Annotated in this window: 18 protein-coding genes; all 18 read right to left on the minus strand. The window is 31.8% G+C overall.

What is annotated here, in order from left to right:
* Positions 1-84 precede the first annotated feature (84 nt).
* Complete coding sequence (locus AC8GF4_RS12545; RefSeq protein ID WP_506595099.1) at positions 85-651, minus strand: hypothetical protein; 567 nt, start codon at positions 649-651, stop codon at positions 85-87.
* A 610-nt stretch (positions 652-1,261) separates the two neighbouring features.
* Positions 1,262-1,540 (minus strand): YtxH domain-containing protein, encoded by a 279-nt coding sequence (locus tag AC8GF4_RS12550; RefSeq protein ID WP_506595101.1) that lies wholly within the window; start codon positions 1,538-1,540, stop codon positions 1,262-1,264.
* Between the two features lie 18 nt (positions 1,541-1,558).
* The gene (locus AC8GF4_RS12555; RefSeq protein ID WP_506595103.1) at positions 1,559-1,714 is read right to left on the minus strand and encodes a lmo0937 family membrane protein; all 156 of its coding nucleotides are present in this window, start codon (positions 1,712-1,714) and stop codon (positions 1,559-1,561) included.
* Between the two features lie 72 nt (positions 1,715-1,786).
* A complete protein-coding gene (locus AC8GF4_RS12560; protein WP_506595104.1) occupies positions 1,787-2,251 on the minus strand; it encodes a sll1863 family stress response protein in 465 nt (154 codons plus the stop codon).
* 93 nt (positions 2,252-2,344) lie between these two features.
* Entirely contained in the window at positions 2,345-2,530 is a 186-nt protein-coding gene (locus AC8GF4_RS12565) for a CsbD family protein (RefSeq protein ID WP_506595105.1), read from the minus strand.
* Between the two features lie 131 nt (positions 2,531-2,661).
* Complete coding sequence (locus AC8GF4_RS12570; protein WP_506595107.1) at positions 2,662-3,117, minus strand: low affinity iron permease family protein; 456 nt, start codon at positions 3,115-3,117, stop codon at positions 2,662-2,664.
* A 262-nt stretch (positions 3,118-3,379) separates the two neighbouring features.
* Entirely contained in the window at positions 3,380-3,769 is a 390-nt protein-coding gene (locus tag AC8GF4_RS12575; RefSeq protein ID WP_506595108.1) for a hypothetical protein, read from the minus strand.
* Between the two features lie 15 nt (positions 3,770-3,784).
* A complete protein-coding gene (locus tag AC8GF4_RS12580) occupies positions 3,785-4,003 on the minus strand; it encodes a hypothetical protein (RefSeq protein ID WP_506595109.1) in 219 nt (72 codons plus the stop codon).
* Positions 4,004-4,070: 67 nt separating this feature from the next.
* Entirely contained in the window at positions 4,071-4,529 is a 459-nt protein-coding gene (locus AC8GF4_RS12585) for a hypothetical protein (RefSeq protein ID WP_506595110.1), read from the minus strand.
* A 140-nt stretch (positions 4,530-4,669) separates the two neighbouring features.
* Positions 4,670-5,416: an MlaD family protein gene (locus AC8GF4_RS12590; protein WP_506595111.1), complete on the minus strand. Its 747-nt coding sequence runs from the start codon at positions 5,414-5,416 to the stop codon at positions 4,670-4,672.
* Between the two features lie 136 nt (positions 5,417-5,552).
* Complete coding sequence (locus AC8GF4_RS12595) at positions 5,553-6,329, minus strand: ABC transporter ATP-binding protein (RefSeq protein ID WP_506595113.1); 777 nt, start codon at positions 6,327-6,329, stop codon at positions 5,553-5,555.
* A 4-nt stretch (positions 6,330-6,333) separates the two neighbouring features.
* The gene (locus AC8GF4_RS12600; protein WP_506595114.1) at positions 6,334-7,128 is read right to left on the minus strand and encodes an MlaE family ABC transporter permease; all 795 of its coding nucleotides are present in this window, start codon (positions 7,126-7,128) and stop codon (positions 6,334-6,336) included.
* Between the two features lie 60 nt (positions 7,129-7,188).
* Positions 7,189-7,560 carry a PA2169 family four-helix-bundle protein gene (locus AC8GF4_RS12605; RefSeq protein ID WP_506595116.1) on the minus strand — a complete coding sequence of 124 codons (372 nt, stop codon included), beginning with the start codon at positions 7,558-7,560 and terminating at the stop codon, positions 7,189-7,191.
* A 220-nt stretch (positions 7,561-7,780) separates the two neighbouring features.
* Positions 7,781-10,189, minus strand: a complete 2,409-nt coding sequence (locus AC8GF4_RS12610; RefSeq protein ID WP_506595117.1) for a glycosyltransferase — start codon at positions 10,187-10,189, stop codon at positions 7,781-7,783.
* On the minus strand, positions 10,179-11,225 hold the full coding sequence (locus tag AC8GF4_RS12615) for a glycoside hydrolase family 130 protein (RefSeq protein WP_506595118.1): 1,047 nt from the start codon (positions 11,223-11,225) through the stop codon (positions 10,179-10,181). The genes AC8GF4_RS12610 and AC8GF4_RS12615 overlap by 11 nt, the downstream gene beginning before the upstream one ends.
* Before the next feature lie 519 nt (positions 11,226-11,744).
* On the minus strand, positions 11,745-13,199 hold the full coding sequence (locus AC8GF4_RS12620) for an OmpA family protein (protein ID WP_506595119.1): 1,455 nt from the start codon (positions 13,197-13,199) through the stop codon (positions 11,745-11,747).
* 478 nt (positions 13,200-13,677) lie between these two features.
* Positions 13,678-14,757, minus strand: coding sequence for an OmpA family protein (locus tag AC8GF4_RS12625; protein WP_506595121.1), 1,080 nt, complete (start codon positions 14,755-14,757; stop codon positions 13,678-13,680).
* A gap of 209 nt (positions 14,758-14,966) precedes the next feature.
* Entirely contained in the window at positions 14,967-16,067 is a 1,101-nt protein-coding gene (locus AC8GF4_RS12630; protein ID WP_506595123.1) for an AI-2E family transporter, read from the minus strand.
* Positions 16,068-16,295 lie beyond the last annotated feature (228 nt).

Below are 16,295 nucleotides of genomic sequence, written 5' to 3' on the forward strand. Positions count from 1 at the left end.
ACGGATTCTGGGTTAAATCATTTGCATAAAAAAAGCCAAATTGCTTTTGTACAATTTGGCTTTTTCTACTTCTTGTTTGAAGGATTATAGTTTTTTGTTTTTTTCGTATAATTTTTTCTTAAGGTCAAAAGTATAAGAAGATAATTCTTGAGTATAAACGTCAAGTATCAAAGAAGACTGTTTAATGAATTCTATGAAAACTTTAATTTCTTCTTTTGAGTTTTTGGAATCATTCAGTAAATACGATAATCCCAAAATATTTGCAATAGGTTGTCTTATTCGATGGGATGTCATAAACAAAATAGACTCCAGTCCTTCTATATATTCTTTTTGAGTTTCTTGGACTTTTTTTAGTTTTTCATTTGATTTAGAAACTAACTCACTTAGTTTTTTGTTTTCTTTATTTTTCGAGAGAAGCTCATTATGAGTAATAGTCAACTCTTCATTACATTTTTTGTTTGCTTGATAGTGAAAAATCAATTCTTTATTAATGTTTTTTAATCTTGTAATTTGTTTTTCATTTTCATCATTTTGACTTATAATTTTTTGATTGTCAATAATCAATTTTGCAACCCTTTTTTCAATCTGTTGATTTTGAATTATCAATTTTTCATTAGTCTTTATCATTTCATTTTTATTAATTGCATCCATCAAATTTGTTGTTTTTGAAATTTAAATTCATAAAATGCAGTACCGATTATGTATTGCTTCGCCTGTTCGCTATCGATCGGGTCAATACAATCCGAAAAAATGGACTATTTTTATACTATATCGGCATAATACCACTTGCTATTGGACTATTTAATAAATAATGCGAATTAAGGGTTCAAATGTGCCGTTAGGCACTAAATATTGATAGAAAAATAATTTCAGCTGCTTTTTTGTCCCGTAGGGACTAAACAATCACTATTTATATATAATTATGAAAAACGTATAGTCCCTACGGGACATTGAGAACATTACAAATTTAATTAACTACCAATATTTAGCGCCTAACGGCACAAAAAAATAGATTTTAACTCTTAATTCGCGTAAATACAAATGGTATACTATGAAGATACAATTCATATCTTAAAAATAGTTTACACTGATTTATGTATAAAAAAAACAACAACAATAATGAAAATAATTTGAGAGCCTAATAAAAAACACAAACAAACGATACATCTAAAGCAATAGTTGCAAAAGATTAAAATTTAGTTGATTGTGGTTTTATCTTTATAAAAAATTTCACTACTGTTATTGTTTTACTATTCAAAAATTAAACACTTTCGTTTTTAATTTCATTTTTAACTTCCTCAAATTTTGATTTTCCATCGGCAAAACGGTTTTTACCCTCTTGAACCATTTTTTCATAATTGTCTTTTAATACACCAGATATATTATCCAATTTATTTTTCAAATCATCGGCACAATCATTGCCTTTTTGTTGAATTTTTTTTCTGGTATCAACTCCTTTTGCAGGAGCAAACAATATTCCTAATGCAGCTCCAGCGGCAATTCCACCCAAAACTCCTAATGCTATTTTATTTGCTTTCATTTTTTTGTGTTTTTAATGTTATAAAATTTTTCTGCCTTGAATTATTCTTAATATTACAGCTATTAATGCAATTACTAGCAGTATGTGTATTATAGAACCTGCACTGTATGCAAAAAATCCAATTGCCCAAAAAATAACTAATATTACTGCTACTGTGTAAAGAAGATTGCTCATGATTTTATTTTTTTTTAAATTATTAATATTTGGTTGCAATCATCACTATTACAACGACGTAACTTATTTATTTTAATTTTTATTGTTCACGGTAAAGTCTTTTAAACTTTGACCAAGTTCATCCATATCATGATTAAATTCTCTTTTGAAAGAGTTCCAATCACTGTCGACATCATTTTTGTAAGAATCAATTTTGACTTTAAGTTCCTTATTTTTTTGTTCCATTGTATCGATATTTTTTTGGTACGTTTTATCAATGTCTTTACCCGTTTTTTTAATTTTCAATTTCAGCTCGGCTATTTGAGCATTGTTTTCTTCAATTTTTGCATTTGTATCTTCTTTGAATTGTTGCCATTCTTCGGCAGTTGCCACTCTTTTGGCTTGATCCAAATCGTCTTCGGCTTCTGTTACGGCAACTTTTGCACTGTCAACATTTTCTTGTGCATCTTGAACCTTTTCGGTATTTGGTTTGCAACTTGTAATGGAAGATCCAATTACAAAAGTGGCAACTGCAAGGGTAAAAATTGATTTTTTCATATGTAAACTATTTATGGTTTTTACGTTTTTTTGTAAAAATTGTATCCATTTATATTTTTATAAATTAAATGGATACAATCTCCAATCACTATTTTAAAGTGCTTGAATAATTTTGTAGAGTTCCTCTTTGGTTTTACCCAATTTGATTTGGAGTTTACCCATCATTTCTTCTTTTTTACCTTCGGCGAATAATAAATCATTATCAGTTAAGGCAGCAAATTTTTGTTTCAATTTCCCTTTTTGTTCGTCCCAATTTCCTTCTAGCTCTGTTGTATTCATTTTGTTATTATTAAGTGTGAAAGTAGTTTCACAACACTACAAAGATGGGGCAGATTTGAATTAAAAGAGTTACAATATTCTTGCAAAGAGTTGCATCATTTACAGTTTTTGATTCGTTAATTTTATTGTTTTCATTCTTTGATATGATTTTCTTCGTCATCCAAAGCTTTATCCAGTTCGCAATTAAATCCACCTTTTAAATCTTCATCCAATTCTTTGATTTGTTCAGCCAGTTCAGAATACTCTTTGGATAATTCTGTAATTTCTCTTTCTGTTTTAATTTCTGCATTCATGACCGAATTGCTTGCAGGTTCATGTGATGAAACCAATTCGTTTATTTTTAAATGCAAAGAAGCAGAAAACCGATTGAAGGATTTTTGAATAACAAATAGACTCAAGAAAGTAAACCCAAAAATGATGTCACCAATAATAAGATGAATGTCATTGTAAATAAATAAACTATTGATCCACCAAAAAAGTACTAAGCATAATGCTATTAGAAATGAAATTGAATTCCCTAATATTGTGGTTGCAATCGAAACTAATTTTTCGAAAAGATTTTCGGTATGATTGTATATTTTGTTCATGATTATTTTATTTTATCCAGTTTTGTAGTTTCTAAGTTTCTAATTTTTGATTATTAGGCAGATCGTACTCACGATGATGACAACCTCAAAAAAGAGAATTAATATACGAGGTTTTTAACTTAGCATCTTAATGACTAAATAATAATGCTCGAATAGCTTCAATATTGTAAATAATATAAAAGCCCTGCCAATTTAATAGCAGGGCTTATTTTAAATTTTCAACAAAACGTTCCCGTTGTCTAAAATTTATTTTTTTATAACATTATGCTTTTGAAGTCTTGAAATAATCAGAAACATAACTGATTCTTTCTGGATCACTCATTTTATCTGCTTCTTTGACTGTAATTTCTATAGTGTCAAAGTGATGGTCTTTTCGCACTTTATTAAATAGCTCTGTTTTTGCATTAGTAGCACCAAAAAGGAGTACTTCATTATAATTCAAGATAACAGCTTCGAGATTTTTATAATATTCTGTCTGCAATTGTTGTTCTTTGTTGTGCATTAATGATTCACTTTTGACAAGGCTTTCTACTTTATCTTGATGTGTAAAATTGGAATCAATGGTTTTTAATTCTTTCCATTGAACATCAAATTCTATGATATGAGCGATTGAATGATCCATCCAAATGCCTAATTTTTTTTCTGTTTTCATTTTTTATTTATAAAATTATGAAATATCAATTTTGTGATTTGGAGCATATTTATCCAGAATTTCTTTTAAGGAACTCAAATAGTCTTTCAATACTTTTGTGTTCATTTCAGGGTTTTTAACATCTGGAATGGTTTCTGGCATTTCTAGTAGATATTTTGATAACTCTGGATATTCCTTTCGAATAAGCATTGTTGTCTTCAATATTTTTTGGTTGAGTTCTTTTTCGGATTTCATATCTAGATTATATTTGTGTTTGTTTGCAACAAACTAGTTGTTAATGGCAATTTCATAGCATTAGAAACTAATCTTTATCTTTTTTATGTCCTTTGTTTCCTTTTCCATGATTTCCATTATCATGATTTCCATTGTCATGATTGGATGCAGATCGATAATTTTCTTGGTGACCTTTATTATACCCTTTGTAATATTTGACTTTGTGTTCTTTGTAATGTCCATAAGGTCTTGATCCGTGGTAATCATTTAAAACTACTTTATACCCATTATATAAGTTATAGTTTCTATAACGATTTGGTAAATTATGAGATCTGATCCAAACTCCATTGTTCAAAAAGATGAACTGTTCGGCACGAATATCATAATAGGATTGTACATCTGGTAGATAGTAGTATGATACTTCAGAGTAGCCAACTGGGCCCCATTGTGGAGGTGTTCCAAAATTAACATTTATAGACACTTGTGCGTGATTTGTTGTCGAGGCAAAAAGGAATAGGGCTAGGGTAATTAGTTTTACTATTTTCATTTTTTTCATTTTTAAATATTTTTATTCCTATTCATTTTGAAGAGGATCGAGAAAACATTCTCCTTTTAAATTTTATACTACAAAGGTGAAACAGAACCTCAATAATTATGTTATACTATTACTTATAAAGGTTTCATAATTCACGGATTATCTGATTTAGCTTTTAAATCCTTTACTTTTTGAATTTCTTTTTCTTTTTCTTCTTTCTTTTTGGCAGCTGCTTTTTCTTTTTTATTGAAATACCCTTTCAGCAAAAAGTTGTGTTTTGCAGCTTCCATATTTTCATTAAAACCTTTGGTTCCTTTTTCCAAATTTGTCATTGTGGCATTTAGTTTATCTCCCATTTGTTCATCCATTAACAATTTGGACAAAGTTCCTTTTCCGTTATTTATTTTGTAGCTAAATTCAGCAAGCTGATCCGTAATTACGGCCGCATTATCTACCGTGGTTTTTACTCCTTTCATAATATCTTCAATTTCGATAGCACTTAGAGATGCAATTGTGGCATTGTCTTTTACAGCACTTTTGGATGTTGTTCCTGGTGATATGGTTAGTACTTTGTCTCCCATTAAACCATCAGAACCAATACTGGCTTTGGCATCTGTTTTTATAAAATGTCTTACCTCTTCTTTTATAACTAATTTTACCACAACTGCCGAATCGGTAAGGAGTTCAATCTCGCTAACGGTTCCTACATTTATACCTGAGAATCGAACATTATTTCCGATTTTTAGTCCAGTTACTGTTTTAAATTGAGATTTTAAGGTAAAAGTAGATCCAAATAAATTTTTCTGTTTTCCAACAAAGTATATGGTGCCAACAAAGAGAATCAATCCAATTGTTACAAACATTCCTAATTTCCATGTAAACCCTGATTCTTTATACATAATTTGAGTATTTTTTTTGCCACAGATTAAAAAGATTAACACTGATTTTTTTGACGCATTAGAAGATAATCTTTGGTTTTTTTTTAATCTGTGACAAATTTTATTGTTTTATTTTAAGTGTGGGATAGTTGTTTCATTAAATGAAAAAAGAACGAACCCATTTGTCTTTACTTTTTTCTAAATCTTCATAAGAGCCTTCTGCACCTATGACTCCATCATTCAAAATCATGATTCGATTGCCTGTTAATTTTGCACAGGCCATATCATGAGTGATAATAATAGATGTTGTTTTGTATTTTTTTTGAACAAATAATATCAAATCGCTAATTTCTCTAGCGGTGATAGCATCCAATCCTGAAGTGGGCTCGTCGTACAAAATGATTTCGGGTTTAATGATAAGTGTTCTGGCAAGACCAATTCTTTTTCGCATTCCTCCTGATAATTCGGATGGCATTTTGTCAATAGCTTCTTCCAGTCCAACACTTTCCAAAGCTTCAAGAATGGCTTTGTCCACTTCGGAGGATTTTGCATCTGGGGAATGGTGTTGTAACGTAAATTCCAAATTCTGTCGAACTGTCATCGAATCATACAACGCACCATTTTGAAACAGAAAACCGATACGCACCCGGATTTCATTTAATGCTGTAGTATTTAATTTTGTAATATCAGTGCCAAAAATATTGATTTCACCTTCATCGGCAGGAACCAAACCCACCAAGCATTTTATGGTGATTGATTTTCCAGAACCTGAACGTCCTAAAATCACCAATCCTTCTCCTTTTTTTACGGTAAGGGAGACCCCTTTTAGAACATCATTTTCTCCAAAAGCTTTGCATACATTCTTCAATTCTATGATTGTTTCCGATGTATTTATTGCTACTTTTTTATCTTTCAATGGTTTGGCCTGTATCATGGTTTTAATAAAATAAGTCGGTTATTTGTACAGCAACCATATCAATGATAAAGATGGTTAAAGAGGCAGTAACTACTGCAGTGTTTGCAGCCTTTCCAACACTTTCGGTTCCATTTTCGGCATTAAATCCTTTGTAACAGCCTATTAAACCAATTGCAAAACCAAAGAAAAAAGTTTTTAATACAGCTGGTAAAATGTCCAAAAACTCCAGATGTTCTAATACATTGGAGAAATATCGGTAAATCCCCATGTTTTCATGAATATTGTAACCGATGTAGCCACCAAAAATTCCGATAAAATCGGCGTAAATCACTAAAATAGGAATCATAATTGTGGTGGCCAGAATTCGGGATACCACCAAGTATTTGTATGGATTTATAGCCGAAACTTCCATAGCATCAATTTGTTCTGTTACTTTCATGGAACCCAATTCGGCTCCTATACCAGAAGCTATTTTTCCGGCACAAATTAAGGCAGTAATTACCGGTACAATTTCTCGTATTAGTGAAAGTCCAACCATACTTGGCAACCAGGATTCGGCGCCAAACTTGGCCATTGTTGGTCGGGTTTGGATTGTAAGTACCAAACCCATTATAAAACCGGTGATACTCACAAGAGGCAAAGATTTGTATCCGATGGCATAACATTGCCATAAAAATTCTTTGAATTCAAATGGAGGTTTTACAACTTCTTTAAAAAAACGAATTGTAAATAGTGTTGCTTTGCCAATCTCTTCAAAAATATTTTTCAAATAAGATTTTGCCATAGATACTTTTATGATATTTATAGAGCTATTCATGGTTTTAAAAATATAATTGTACAGTTGATTTTATAAAATCTAATTCTTGAAAATTACTCATTAAGTTTCCAAGTTGAATTTTCTACAGATCACCAGCAGATCTCCTAAACCTTTTAGAGTATCATGGTCTTTCTTTATGCATTGATGATGCGCTTTTAATAGGTATTGATGCTTTTCAGTAAGATGTTCTATATTGTTACTCAACACTTTTTTGAATTTATTGAAGGTGACATCAGCATCATATTCACAACGATTTAAGATATCTTCTCGGTCATTAGTGTTAAATCTTGATTTTAATTTGTTCCAAATTCTAGAAATGGACTTCATTATGATTGAATCCTTTTTTGGTCTTCCTCCTAATTTTTGAACTTCAGAAATCAATTCGGCTTTGCATATTCTAGTTTTTTCCTGAAAATTATCAAACAACATCATCTAATCCATATCATTAGTTTCTATTGATGCCGTGAGATAACTTTCAAATCTATTGTTGTTGATGGCAATAAATAAATTTAAAGCATCGATTGATTTTTTTGTATTCATAAAATTCAAATTAAGTTTGGTTATTTTTAAATATAAAAGACTAAATTTTCAATAGACAAAGGTTTGTACTTTAGTAAAAAAAAGTGTTCCATAACTTTCGAAAAATCTTATATTATTCACATATTAGATCAATACTTTTTTTATGATTTAATTTTAAGAAAAATTCTTTATTCGGTAAATTTGACGTGTGCAATTTGAAAGATCTTCTCTTATTTTTTTCGATTGTTAGTCGAGCCATTAAATAACTTACTGTAGATTCTGCTCCCTGATTTAAATTGATATAAGTGTCTTCTAACCCGTCATAACAGCCACCAGTACAAGGGTTGTAAATGATTTGATGCAAATGGTTATTGCCCAAAAACCAACTAAAAGCAATCTTCATTTTACGTTCATATTCCAGATCTTCAAAAGCTATAGCAAATTTGCTTAATGCCAAAATGGTATAAGCCACATCAATAGGTTGTTCGCCTCCGATTACTTGTTTATTGACTTTGTCGTCTTTTTGTAACCATCCTTTGTTGGATACAACTTTGATGCTGTTGTTTTCAAAAATTTTTTCCAAAAGAAAATCAAATGAAGTTTTTGCCACTGCTTTGTAAATGGTATCACCTGTACTCAAATAAGCGCAAAGCATTGCTTCGGGCAAAATACTGTTTCCATAAGTCAAATAACTTTCAAACCAATTCCAATTGGGATTGGATTCGTGTTTGTACATTTCGATCATTCTATAGGCTAATTTTTTTATAATTGCTGTGTATTGAGATGATTTTACTTTAGTATTGGCGTAATAAAGCCCTTTGATTATAAAAGCCATTGCTCGAGTCGAATGAATTTCAGTTACATTAACGGTTGCTCGATCTAAGGTTGATTTCGCTTTTTCAATCAGAGCTGTTGGCAAAATTGTTCCTAATGAAATCAAATATCCCAATGACCAAATGGCTCTCCCATTGGAATCTTCCAGGTTGGTTTCCTTGTTTTGCTCGGTAAAATCACCATCTTCGTCTACATAGTTTAGAAATGAACCATTGTCTTGCAAACAGGAGGCAATGAAATCTAAATAGATTTTGATGTACTCTAAATCTGTTTTGTCTTTTGTCAATTCATAATGTTCACATATAGCTACCATCGCTCGGGCATTGTCATCAACCGTGTATCCAGAATCTAAGTCGGGCTGATTGATAATAGAAAATTGGATCATACCAAAATCAGTTGTTAGTTTTTTAATGTGATCAAGATTGATTTCAGGAATTTTATATTCTAAGTTCAATTTTTTGTTTCCTATTTGTTCAAATAATAAAGCATGAGCAATGGCAGAATTTTCCCAAGCGGTAGGGGCAATTTTGTGCAATCCGTTGTTACCCATATTTTTTCTTAATTTATTGTCCAATAATAAATGATTGACTTCTTTGGCCAATTGTTTGGAATTTCCAAACTCGATTATGATTCCGGCTCCATCACTCAAGACTTCGTTTGCGTGGGGAATTGGAGTGGATATAATGGGGCAACCAGAGCTTAATGCATAAGAAAATGTACCACTTACAGCCTGATTTGGATCTTTTGACGTAAACAAATAAATATCTGTAAGCTGCAAAAAGTCTAAAAGTTGGGGTAATGGTAAAAAAGAATTGACAAACAAAACATGATTTTCAAGTTGTAAAGTTTTAATTTTTGTTTCCAACATCGTTCTGTATTTTTCACCTTCTTGCTTTTTAACAGACGGATGTGTTTTTCCAATTATTAAAAACACTACATCTTCGTTTTCTTTTATAATGCTTGGCATGGCATCAAGTGTTGTTTCAATACTTTTTCCAGAACCCAATAGTCCAAAAGTGGAAAGCACTTTTTTTCCTGACAAATTGTATTCCGCTTTTAAAAGTTCTTTGTCAGAGTGCGGTACCAAATGGGTTCCGTGTGCTATTACAGTTATTTTTTCAGGATCAACTCCATAATCTTTAGTCAAAATTCGCGAGGCCGAATGGGTCATCACAATTATAGAATGAGCTTGTTGTGCTATAACCTGTACATTTACTTTAAATGAACTGTCTGGATTAGGTAATACAGTGTGAAATACAATTATGGCAGGTTTATTAATTTTATATAAAAATTCTATCAAATTAGCTTCATTATTTCTAAAAAGCCCAAATTCATGTTGCAGTAATACCATTTGAATCGAAATACTGGCATTGATCTTTTCGGATAAATTATAAAAAGCATTTGGCTCATCCGTGTTGAGTATGTATTTTATAGGTTCGTCATAGTGATGTTTTTCGGTATCCGATTCCAATGCACAAATTTTAATATTGAACGAATTTTTGAATTTATTTTTTAGAGATAAAATCAAATCTTGCGAATAAGTTGCAATGCCACATTCTCTTGGAGGGAAAGTGGTCATAAACAATATTTCAGGAAGTTTTACTGTTGTTTCAGAAATTAAATGGTTGGAAACTGCGGTATTAAACTCTGTTTTTAATATCCTTGCCGAAAGAATATTTGGGCTTTGTGTGGTGATTCTATTTCTCATTTTTTTCAGTATTAAGCATTAGTTCTTTTAATAATTCGGATATACTCATAGAAGCGGTGCCTATGCGTTCGTCGGCAGCTCCATAATAGATATAAAGTGTATCATCAAATAATGCAGTTCCACTTGGAAAACAAACATTATTAACTTCACTTTTTAATTCCCAAATTAATTCAGGTTTAAAAAGGGGATAGGGTAGTCGGGCAATTTCCTTCATCGGTTTTTTTAAATCCAATAAGGCAGCACATGCAGAATAGACATACCCTTTAATAGTATCTTGAACACCGTGATAGATAATGAGCCAACCCAGTTCTGTTTCGATAGGAGGACAGCCTCCACCAATATAACTGGCTTCATGATCGTATTTGGGTTTCATAACAATGCATTCATCAAAATGTGTAAAGTAGTTAGCCCAAAATTGAGCGTTTAATTCTTCTAAAGTTTTTACACTTACTACAATTTGAATATCTGGTTTGATGCGATGCAGAAAAACAAATTGGTCATCAATTTTCCTTGGAAATAAAATGATGTTTTTATCCCACAGTAATACTTTTTTATCTTGTTCTACGGTTAGTACTTCATGTTTGTTGTATCGGGAGTATTTTTCATTAATTCTTTTGTTGTTTGTAGTTAGAACATCAAATTCATCGTAAGTAATTTGAGGTACAACTATTCCTTTTTTCTCCCAGTTTACCAAATCTGTAGATATAGCAAGAGCTCCCAGAGCATTTACACCATCAAAAGCAGTATACGATAGGTAGTAGGTATCATCAATTTTTACAATTCTAGGATCTTCAACACCATGAGATTCATAATCAAATTCAGAAACAATTACAGGAGCCGTAAGTCTAGTTTCAACGGTTAGTGGCCCTTTGAGCTTGCAATACCCAATGCTAGAATAATTGCCCATACTTACAGCCCTATAAAAAAGATGTACATATTCCCCTTCTTTTAGTACCGCAGGATTTAGAACTCCTTCGTTCTCAAAAACGAGTTCTGTTTTTTGAATTAGAATACCTTCTTTTTTTACAGTTATCATGATAGTGTATTTGACTTATTTCATAAAAATTAGAATCATAAAGGTCATTTTTTTATGTCCAAAAGAGTTGTAATACTTTTCGAATAAGTTATATTATTTACAGATTATCAAGTGTTTGCGTTTTGTGTTTTAGTTTTTTTGTTATAGCATTTTTTTTCAATAGAAAAGGGCTGTCGTTTCCAACAGCCCCCTTCACCCAAACCTACCTTTTATTAAAAAACGAAACTTTATTTTTGAATATTATATTTAAAATGCTTTTGTGGTATAATTATTTTTGTAACTAACCCACTATTTATTTGAAGTGTAAAGGTCTGTTTATAAAGTAAAAAGGGATTACAATTTTAATTTAAAAAGTTATACAATTCACAGATTTGGAGATTTTGAACACTTTTAATAATTCATTCTTTGAGTGCTAATTTTTGCATTTTAGCATTGCATTTTCTTAAACAAAAAAAAGAGGTTGTATATTGCAACAACCTCCCTTTTTTAGAGTGAATTCAAACCAATAAAATGCACTCTTTAATACGTTGTTTTCAACTCAACCCTTCTGTTTTTGGCACGACCCAATGAAGTTTTATTACTTGCAATTGGTTTGCTTTCACCATATCCAATAGCTGTCAATCTGTCACTATTAATACCTTTACTTTCTAAATAATTTTTCACAGAATCCATTCGTTTTTGTGATAAATTTAAGTTGTATGTATCACTACCATTATAATCAGTATGGCCTTCAATCAGCAAATTGGTTCCACTATAACGGTTTAAGATTAAAACTAACTCATTCAATTCAATAAAAGACGAACCTTTTAACTTCGCGCTAGCATTTTCGAAGAAAATTTTACCCGCGATATAAGCAATTCTTTTTACATCTTGTGGCGTTATATCTGGACATCCTTTGTTTGCAATTGTTCCTTTTACGGTAGGACAACGGTCATCAATATCGGCAACACCATCTCCATCAGAATCTGGACAACCTTTTAGGGCTACTGGTCCAGCAACATCAGGACAACGATCTTCATTATTAACTACTCCATCTTTGTCATTATCCAATGGACATCCTGCGGCATCGACTTTATAACCAGCAATTGTGTTTGGGCATTTATCATCGATGTCTGCAACACCGTCATTGTCTGAATCTGGACAACCTTTCAAAGCAACTGGTCCAGCAACATCAGGACAACGGTCTTTAGCATCGGCCACACCATCATTGTCTCTGTCTGGACAACCATTCAAAGTAGCTAAGCCCGCAACATCTGGACATTCATCTTGATAATCGGCAACACCATCTTTGTCTTTGTCAAGAGGACAACCATTTTTGTCTACTGCTATACCTGCTGGTGTGTCTGGACATTTGTCATTTCTATCTGAAACACCATCATTATCAGCATCTTTTTTTTCTCCTAAGTTGAAAGACAATCCCACAGTATGCATCAAAAAAGCATCATTGCTTCCTCCAGAAACACCATCTCTGTCATCTCCATCTGTAAACATGAATGTTTCTTGTACATTAAGCATCACAACTGGACTCAATTTAAAAGTTAATCCACCACCCGCTGTAGGCAATAGATAATCAATTTTTTTACTGTTGACATCTAGTTTTTTGTCAAAAAGCATCACTCCCAAACCTCCAAAAACATAAGGTCTTACCACATATTCTGGATTTAAAAAATTAATTTTTAGATTCAATGCCAATGATGAAAACTCACTGTTGAAATAACCATCAGGTCGGTTGTAAGCTACAGTTCCTTTGTTTGCGGCTAAGTTCAAATCAAAATATTTTCCTAAATATCTCGAAACAGACAAACCTCCAACTCCATAAAACGTCATATCGGTTTTGTAAAAGTCATTTCCCAAATCTCCGTTATACTGTGTTGCACCACCAGATAAACCAATATTCCATTTTCGATCTTCGGTTTGTGCATTCGTAATGAATGTAAATGCTAAGCACGTACATAAAAATAGTAATTTTTTCATTTTGTGTTTTTGTTTAATTATTTAGTCAAAGGTCATTCACAAATCGAATGTTTGAGTTACAAAACTTTTGTTAATAGTTGCATCATTCACACCTTAATTCAATTAAACCCAGATTCCGCATTAGAAATCTACTGCATCTGAATTCTTCTTCAAAACCAAGAGCTTTTTTCACTATTGCATATTTTATTTTGGAGTTCAAGATACGCTTCGCTTGGTTCTCCTATTTTTAAATTCAAAATACAAAAGTATTACATCTTTAAAAATAGTCCGTGAGCTCTTGCTTTTATTGAATAATTCAGCTTCGCTACGAAGTCTAATGCGGATTCTGGGTTAAACAGCGACATAATCTAATTCAAACAACTTTGCGTTTAATTTTATTGGCAATCATTTGTTCCATTTTTTTTCAATTTTATAAAATAAAAAGCCGAGACTGTTCTGCAACAGCCTCGGCTTTAAAGTGAACTAACAACCAATTAATTTACTCTTTCAAATAAGACGTTTTCAATTCGACTCTTCTGTTTTTGGCTCGGCCAGAAGCTGTTTTATTATTAGCAATTGGTTTTGTATAACCAAATCCTGTAGCAGACAATCGGTCTCCAGAAATACCTTTACTTATCAAGTAGGCTCTTACAGAAACGGCACGTTCACGAGATAAGTCGATGTTGTGTTTTTCACCAGCATTACTATCTGTATGACCTTCTATTTGCAAAAAGGTTCCATTGTATCGATTTAAAATAGCCACCAAATAATCAAGCTCCACATAAGATGATATTTTTAAGGCATCACTATCATTTTCAAAGAAAAGTTTACCTGCTATATCCGCTACTTTTCTGGCATCAGCTTCTGCAAATGTTGGACAACCCTTGTCTACAATATTACCCTTTTCGGTAGGGCAACGGTCAATAGTATCGGCAACACCATCTCCGTCAGTATCTGGACAACCTTTTAACGCTGGTGGTCCAAATGCATCAGGACACATATCCATTTCATTGGCCAAACCATCTTTATCTGTATCCAAAGGACATCCTGTTGCATCTACTTTGTATCCTGCAGTTGTATTTGCACATTTATCATCAATATCTGCTACACCATCATTATCAACATCGGGGCATCCCATTAAAGCTAGGGTTCCTGCAATATCTGGGCAACGATCTTTAGCATCGGCAACACCATCAATATCTCTATCTGGACATCCATTCAAGGTTCCTAAACCAAATACATCTGGACATTTATCCAGATAATCGGCAATACCATCTAAGTCTTTATCCAACGGACAGCCCGTTTTATCTACTGCTACACCTGCTGGAGTTCCAGGACATTTATCGTTCTTATCAGCAACACCATCATTATCCGAATCTTTTTTTAATTCTATAAATGTTGCTCTAAAACTTCCATTTCCATAAATTGTTGTATCCGTTTTATAAAATACCATTCCTAATTCTCGGTTACAGGAAATTACACCATCAAACAAATCAATATTGCTTTTAAAATCTTTTGTTTCTCCGGAGTAACTAAATGTAAATGCCAAGCAGGTACATACCAATATAAATTTTTTCATTTTGTTATTGTTTAAATATTAAACCAAAGGTCATTAACAAATAAGGTTAAGTAATTACATAATTTTTACAATTAGTTATATGATTTACACTTTATTATTTTTAATTAACTATAATTCAATTATTTATATATAAAAAAATGCGTCTTCGCCAAAATTAATGGAAAACCAAATTACGTTGGTTGTAGATAAAAATTAAGGTGTAATTTTAGTTATGGTTTGTAGTTCAAATGATTCCCTACAAACCTTTTAATTTTTTTTATAAAACTAGAATTTGTTGATTTTGTAGCTTCAAGTTCTCCTATCAAAAAACCATAAGGTTTCAATGATTCAATGTGATCACATAAAATTTTGAGCATGGCAGTTAATGGTATTGCCAAAATAATTCCGGGAATTCCCCAGAGGAGTTCACCCAATACCAATGCAATAATGGTAAACAACGGATTAATTTTTACTTGAGGTCCAAGCATCAAAGGTTCGAGTAACCAGCCTTGTATGAATTGTACAATTCCGTATGTAAGAACAATACCTCCCAAAAGTGTTAGATTTCCACCATGCATACCGGCAATCAAGACAGTAAGTACGGTACCTGTGAGGTTGCCTACAAATGGAATTATTTCAAGGAATCCACAAAGAAGAGCAAAAAAGAATGCATTTTCCAAGCCAATAAAACTAAAACCCAGAAAATACATAATCCATAAACAAACAATCATTTTTGAAAGTCCTACCAAATATTGTTGCGATACATTTGCAATTTTATGAATGATTAGTTCCATCGCTTTTTGTTCTGAAATCGCTGTAAGTTTTAAAATAAATTGTTTAATATGGGAACGATAATACAATAAAAACAAAAAATAAGCCGTGACCAAAACTAAGTTGGTCAAGATGGTTGCCAAAGAGCTCAATATCATTTGCATCATACTAGAATATGAAGGTTTTTCTTCCTTCAAAATTTTGGATTGTTCTTCAATTGAAATATCAAAATGGTTAAAAATGTATTTTTGAATATAGGCTACAGTATCTACCGCTTTTTCTTTCAGAAGAGCAATATCATTCATTACTTCGGATATTTTCCAACTAAGTAGTGCAATTAAACCCAAAACAAAAAGTGCTAATGCAAAAAAGCACAAAAACACCGCCAATCCTTTTGGAATTTTCTTTTTTTCCATCCAATTGCAAAAAGGTAAAAAGAGTGTTGCCAAAATTCCTCCAATTACAAAAGGCATCAAAAAAACTTGTCCGTAATACAAAGCAGTAATAATCAAAAAAATTAAAAATATTTTTTTTGCAATAGTAGTGGAGGAGGTGGTCATTTTTCTTTTATATTAAAAAATTTTTATTGGTGGTGAATTATCCAAAATATAAATTCGAATGTTTTCTTGAGGAAAATTTCCAACAAAAAAACACTCGAATTGCAATTATTTATTTTTTAAAACTCTTTACATTTTAGAGATACAACTCTTTATAATCAATTCAATAGACCAAAGCTACTCTTTTACAAAAACAGAAGTAAGTTTGTCTGTTTTATAAACTGCATTTCT

Origin of the sequence: Flavobacterium rarum (SeqCode) (genome assembly GCF_965234445.1) — a bacterium.
In the GTDB taxonomy this organism is placed as follows: domain Bacteria; phylum Bacteroidota; class Bacteroidia; order Flavobacteriales; family Flavobacteriaceae; genus Flavobacterium; species Flavobacterium rarum.

Coding starts and splice junctions, on each gene's coding strand:
- AC8GF4_RS12545 (WP_506595099.1), bottom strand. CDS start 651: ATGGATGCAATTAATAAAAATGAAATGATAAAGACTAATGAAAAATTG.
- AC8GF4_RS12550 (WP_506595101.1), bottom strand. CDS start 1,540: ATGAAAGCAAATAAAATAGCATTAGGAGTTTTGGGTGGAATTGCCGCT.
- AC8GF4_RS12555 (WP_506595103.1), bottom strand. CDS start 1,714: ATGAGCAATCTTCTTTACACAGTAGCAGTAATATTAGTTATTTTTTGG.
- AC8GF4_RS12560 (WP_506595104.1), bottom strand. CDS start 2,251: ATGAAAAAATCAATTTTTACCCTTGCAGTTGCCACTTTTGTAATTGGA.
- AC8GF4_RS12565 (WP_506595105.1), bottom strand. CDS start 2,530: ATGAATACAACAGAGCTAGAAGGAAATTGGGACGAACAAAAAGGGAAA.
- AC8GF4_RS12570 (WP_506595107.1), bottom strand. CDS start 3,117: ATGAACAAAATATACAATCATACCGAAAATCTTTTCGAAAAATTAGTT.
- AC8GF4_RS12575 (WP_506595108.1), bottom strand. CDS start 3,769: ATGAAAACAGAAAAAAAATTAGGCATTTGGATGGATCATTCAATCGCT.
- AC8GF4_RS12580 (WP_506595109.1), bottom strand. CDS start 4,003: ATGAAATCCGAAAAAGAACTCAACCAAAAAATATTGAAGACAACAATG.
- AC8GF4_RS12585 (WP_506595110.1), bottom strand. CDS start 4,529: ATGAAAATAGTAAAACTAATTACCCTAGCCCTATTCCTTTTTGCCTCG.
- AC8GF4_RS12590 (WP_506595111.1), bottom strand. CDS start 5,416: ATGTATAAAGAATCAGGGTTTACATGGAAATTAGGAATGTTTGTAACA.
- AC8GF4_RS12595 (WP_506595113.1), bottom strand. CDS start 6,329: ATGATACAGGCCAAACCATTGAAAGATAAAAAAGTAGCAATAAATACA.
- AC8GF4_RS12600 (WP_506595114.1), bottom strand. CDS start 7,128: ATGAATAGCTCTATAAATATCATAAAAGTATCTATGGCAAAATCTTAT.
- AC8GF4_RS12605 (WP_506595116.1), bottom strand. CDS start 7,560: ATGATGTTGTTTGATAATTTTCAGGAAAAAACTAGAATATGCAAAGCC.
- AC8GF4_RS12610 (WP_506595117.1), bottom strand. CDS start 10,189: ATGAGAAATAGAATCACCACACAAAGCCCAAATATTCTTTCGGCAAGG.
- AC8GF4_RS12615 (WP_506595118.1), bottom strand. CDS start 11,225: ATGATAACTGTAAAAAAAGAAGGTATTCTAATTCAAAAAACAGAACTC.
- AC8GF4_RS12620 (WP_506595119.1), bottom strand. CDS start 13,199: ATGAAAAAATTACTATTTTTATGTACGTGCTTAGCATTTACATTCATT.
- AC8GF4_RS12625 (WP_506595121.1), bottom strand. CDS start 14,757: ATGAAAAAATTTATATTGGTATGTACCTGCTTGGCATTTACATTTAGT.
- AC8GF4_RS12630 (WP_506595123.1), bottom strand. CDS start 16,067: ATGACCACCTCCTCCACTACTATTGCAAAAAAAATATTTTTAATTTTT.